We start from the raw sequence: 4,155 nt of genomic DNA, 5'->3' as shown, positions 1-4,155 counted from the left end.
TCCCGCGGGGGGCCCGGCTCGGGGTCGACGTCGGCATGGCCCGGATCGGGCTGGCCGCGAGCGACCCCGACGGCCTGGTCGCCACGCCCGTGGAGACCGTGCCGCGGGTGCTGGCGGGCTCGGGGAAGCAGGGGGCACCGAGCACGAAGCAGAAGGCGCAGAGCGCGACAGGCACCACGGCTGACGTGAAGCGGATCGTGGACGAGGTGGCCGAGCGGTTCGCCGCCGTCGTCTACGTGGGGCTGCCCCGGCACCTGTCCGGCAAGGAGGGCGCGGCCACCGCCGACGCCCGCCAGTTCGCTGCCCGGCTGACGGTCGCGCTGGCCGCCGCGGGGGAGAGCGCCGCGGTACGCCTCGTGGACGAGCGGATGACGACGGTCTCGGCGCACCAGGCCCTCCACGCGGCGGGCCGAAAAACCAAGAAGCACAGGTCCGTGATCGATCAGGCCGCAGCCGTTATCATTCTGCAATCTGCACTCGACGCGGAGCGGGCGAAGGGGGAGCGCGCCGGCGAGCTCGTCGTGGTAGAGACCGTGCACGACACGCACGACTGACCGTAGCGCCACCCCCCTACACCCCCCGACGAAGGACAGTGAGTCTCCGGTGACGGACCTCTTCACGGCGCCCCCGCGCCCCCAGGCAGATCCCTCGTTCCCCGGGCCGCGATCGGACCGGAGGGCGCAGCGGCGCCGCCGGCGGAACAAGCGCGGCCGCGCGCTGGTCGTGCTGCTCGTCGCGCTCGTGCTGGTCGGCGGATCCGGTTACGCGATCTGGACCAACCTCGACTCCCTGACCGGCCTGACCAACCCGCTGGAGTCCAAGGACTTCCCGGGGCCGGGCGGCGACCAGGTCGACGTCGAGATCCCCGAGGGCGCGACCGGCACGGTCATGGGCCAGCAGCTGTACGAGGCGGGCGTGGTCGCCAGCGTGTCGGCCTTCACGACGGCGTTCGAGGCGAACCCGGACTCCGTGTCGATCCGGCCGGGCACCTACAACATGCTCGAGGAGATGCCCGCGAAGGACGCCGTCGCGCTGCTCGTCAAGAGCGAGCGCGTGGACCTCCAGCTCACCATCCCCGAGGGCTACACGGTCAAGCAGATCGTGGAGCGCGCCGTGCAGGTCACGGGCGTGCCCGCCGAGGACTTCGAGGCCGCGCTGGAGAAGCCGTCCGAGTTCGGTCTGCCGAAGCAGGCCGGCGGCGACGCCGAGGGCTGGCTCTATGCCGGCACGTACCCGCTCAAGCCGGACGAGGACACCGCCGTCGGGCTGCTCACGCAGATGGTCGACCGCACCGAGCAGGCCCTGCGCAAGAAGGACATCCCCAAGGGCGGCTGGGAGGACGTGCTGACCAAGGCGTCGCTGGTCGAGCGGGAGGGCCTGCACGCGGAGGACAAGCCCAAGATCGCCCGGGCGATCGAGAACCGGCTCGAGGACGGCATGATCCTGCAGATCGACGCCGCGGTCGCCTACGGAGCCGGCAAGCCCGGTACGGAGCTGACCAAGAAGGACCTCGCCAACGGGAAGAACAAGTACAACACCTACCAGCACACGGGGCTCCCGCCGGGCCCGATCGCGAGCCCGGGCGACACGTCGATCGAGGCCGTGCTGCACCCGGCGCCGGGCGACTGGAAGTACTGGATCACGGTCAACCTCGACACGGGCGAGACCAAGTTCTCCGAGACCTACGAGCAGCACCTCGCCTACCAGCAGGAGCTCCGCGACTGGCAGGCCGCCAACAGCTGAGGGTGACTAATCCCGGGAGTTGGCCGGGAATGTGCAGATCGGGGTAGCGTTCGCCGCACCCGGGCTGTGATGTGATCGTGACATGTGGCTGAATTCTGGTTGCATAGTTGTGTTCCCGGTTGGTGACCAGCGTGGATCGGCCAGTGATCCGCGCACCGTAGAGGATGGAGCGAGCGTGACCGAGGCCCTTCCCGGAGTGGACTATCAGGGGCCACCGAGGCACGCCAGCGGCCGACGCGGAGGCCGGGGGGACCGCGACGGGCACCACCGCAGGGGGCGGCGGAGCGAGGGGCGGCGGAGTGCTGGACGCGGTGGAGCTCAGCGAGGCTCGCTGCGGCCGGTGATCATCGCCGTCGTGGCCGCGCTGGTCGTCGTCGGCGGGCTCGGCGCGTGGACGGTGAAGAACGACGGCTACCTGTTCGGCATCAGGACCCCGCTCGCCGCCGCGGACTACGAGGGCACGGGCGGCGAGCCGGTGGACATCGACGTCCCCGAGGCCGCCAACGGGTACACGATCGGCGCGGAGCTGGCGGCGAAGGACGTGGTGGCGAGCGCGGAGGCGTTCGTGCGCGCGTTCAACGCCAACCCGGACGCCGGGGGTATCCAGCCGGGAACGCACACCATGAAGCTGCAGATGAGCGCCGAGTCGGCCGTGGCGCTGCTCGCGGCGAACGACGTCAAGCGGGGCGGCCTGACCGTCGTCGAGGGCCACACGGTGGCGCAGATCAAGGAGACGATGGTCAAGCAGGGCTGGCCCGAGGCCGACGTCGACGCGGCCCTCGCCAACACGAAGGCGCTCGGCCTGCCCGCGGAGGCGAAGGGTGAGCTGGAGGGCTGGCTGGCGGCCAGCACGTACGACGCGAAGCCGGAGTCCACCAGCGCCGCCGACGTCCTGAAGCAGATGGTCGCCCTGACGATCCAGGAGCTCGACGCCCTCAAGGTGCCGGACGACCAGCGCAACGACCTGATCATCAAGGCCTCCCTGGTCGAGCGCGAGGCGCCGGACGAGTACCGCGGCGAGGTCGCCCGGGTGATCGACAACCGCCTGGCCACCAACGAGCCGCTCGGCCTGGACGCCATCGACTCCTACGGCCGCAACAAGCCGTCCCACCTGATCACCACCGAGGAGTTCCGGGACAAGTCGTTCCCGTACGCCTCCCGCGTGGTCCCGGGTCTGCCGCCGACCGCGATCGGCGCGCCGAGCGAGGCGTCGGTCGAGGCCGTCATGAACCCGCCGGAAGGCCCGTGGATCTGGTACGTCACGGTCAACCTGGAGTCCCAGGAGACCAAGTTCACGGACGACTACGACGAGTTCCTGGCCTTCAAGGACGAGTACCAGGCCTGGGCAGCGGAGAACGGCTATTGAGCATGAGCACCACCCCCACCGCCTCAGCCGGCGGCCCGACGACGGCGACCGTGCGCCGGGCCGCCGTGCTCGGCCACCCCGTCGCGCACTCCCTGTCCCCGGTGCTGCACGGCGCCGCCTACCAGGCGCTCGGCCTGGAGGGCTGGGACTACGGCGTGCACGACGTCACCGAGGAGACCTTGGCGGGCTTCCTGTCCGGGCTCGGCCGGGAGTGGGCAGGCCTGAGCCTGACCATGCCGCTCAAGCAGGCGGTCTTCCCCCTGCTCGACCACGTCGAGCCGCTCGCCGCGGCGGTCGGGGCCGTGAACACGGTGCTGTTCACGGCGGTCGGCGGCACGGTCACCACCACCGGCACGAACACGGACGTGCACGGCATCGTCGCGGCGCTGCGCGAAGGGCTGGGAACGGGCCCGGGTGAGCGCCCGGTCGCCGGGGCCGTGGTGCTCGGCGGGGGAGCGACGGCGGCGTCGGCCCTGGCCGCGCTGGCGGAGCTGGGCTGCGCCTCGGCGCGGGTGTTCGTGCGCTCCCTGGACCGCATCGACCTGCTGCGCGAGGCCGTGGCCCGGATGGGCGTCAGCCCGTCGTTCGAGGTGTTCGACGACACGGCGACGACGTCGGCCCTGGTGGGCGCGGACGCCGTCGTCTCCACGACGCCGAAGTACGCCGCAGACGTCTGGGCCAAGCTGCTGACCGACGGCGTGCCGGGGGCGGATGGGAACGGTGCGCCCCACGGCGTGCTGCTCGATGTCGTCTACGACCCGCGACCCACCGCCCTGCAGTCCGCGTGGACGGCGCTCGGGGCGCACGCCGTGGGGGGCGAGCGCATGCTGCTGCACCAGGCCGCCGAGCAGGTGCGCCTGATGACCGGCCGCGCGGCGCCGCTGGAGGCGATGGACCAGGCGCTCCGGGCTGCGCTGATCGGCTGAATCGCCGTCTCCACCACGCGCTCCACCAGGCTCTCCACCAGAGCTCTGTACCGCCCCCGCCGGGGCAAGAGCTACACCCCCGAGGAGGTAACGGAGAGTGCACATTGTGCACTCTCCGTT

4 protein-coding genes are annotated in these 4,155 nt (G+C 71.5%); all 4 read left to right on the top strand.

The window, feature by feature from the left end; all coding sequences use genetic code 11:
* Positions 1 to 554: Holliday junction resolvase RuvX (ruvX, locus tag ACFU5G_RS29370; RefSeq protein WP_377252584.1), on the top strand; the 554-nt coding region annotated here is incomplete at its 5' end.
* 49 nt (positions 555 to 603) lie between these two features.
* Complete coding sequence (gene mltG, locus ACFU5G_RS29365; RefSeq protein WP_377252582.1) at positions 604 to 1,743, top strand: endolytic transglycosylase MltG; 1,140 nt, start codon at positions 604 to 606, stop codon at positions 1,741 to 1,743.
* A gap of 340 nt (positions 1,744 to 2,083) precedes the next feature.
* The gene (gene mltG, locus ACFU5G_RS29360) at positions 2,084 to 3,109 is read left to right on the top strand and encodes an endolytic transglycosylase MltG (RefSeq protein WP_377252580.1); all 1,026 of its coding nucleotides are present in this window, start codon (positions 2,084 to 2,086) and stop codon (positions 3,107 to 3,109) included.
* 2 nt (positions 3,110 to 3,111) lie between these two features.
* Complete coding sequence (locus ACFU5G_RS29355) at positions 3,112 to 4,035, top strand: shikimate dehydrogenase (RefSeq protein ID WP_377252578.1); 924 nt, start codon at positions 3,112 to 3,114, stop codon at positions 4,033 to 4,035.
* The last annotated feature ends 120 nt before the right edge of the window (positions 4,036 to 4,155 follow it).

This window comes from Promicromonospora sp. NPDC057488 (assembly GCF_042802395.1).
Taxonomy (GTDB): Bacteria; Actinomycetota; Actinomycetes; order Actinomycetales; family Cellulomonadaceae; genus Promicromonospora.
This window is presented reverse-complemented; position numbering and strand designations above follow the sequence as displayed.

Excerpts from the sequence above, each read along its gene's own strand:
- ACFU5G_RS29355 (WP_377252578.1), top strand. The coding sequence starts at position 3,112 with ATGAGCACCACCCCCACCGCCTCAGCCGGCGGCCCGACGACGGCGACC.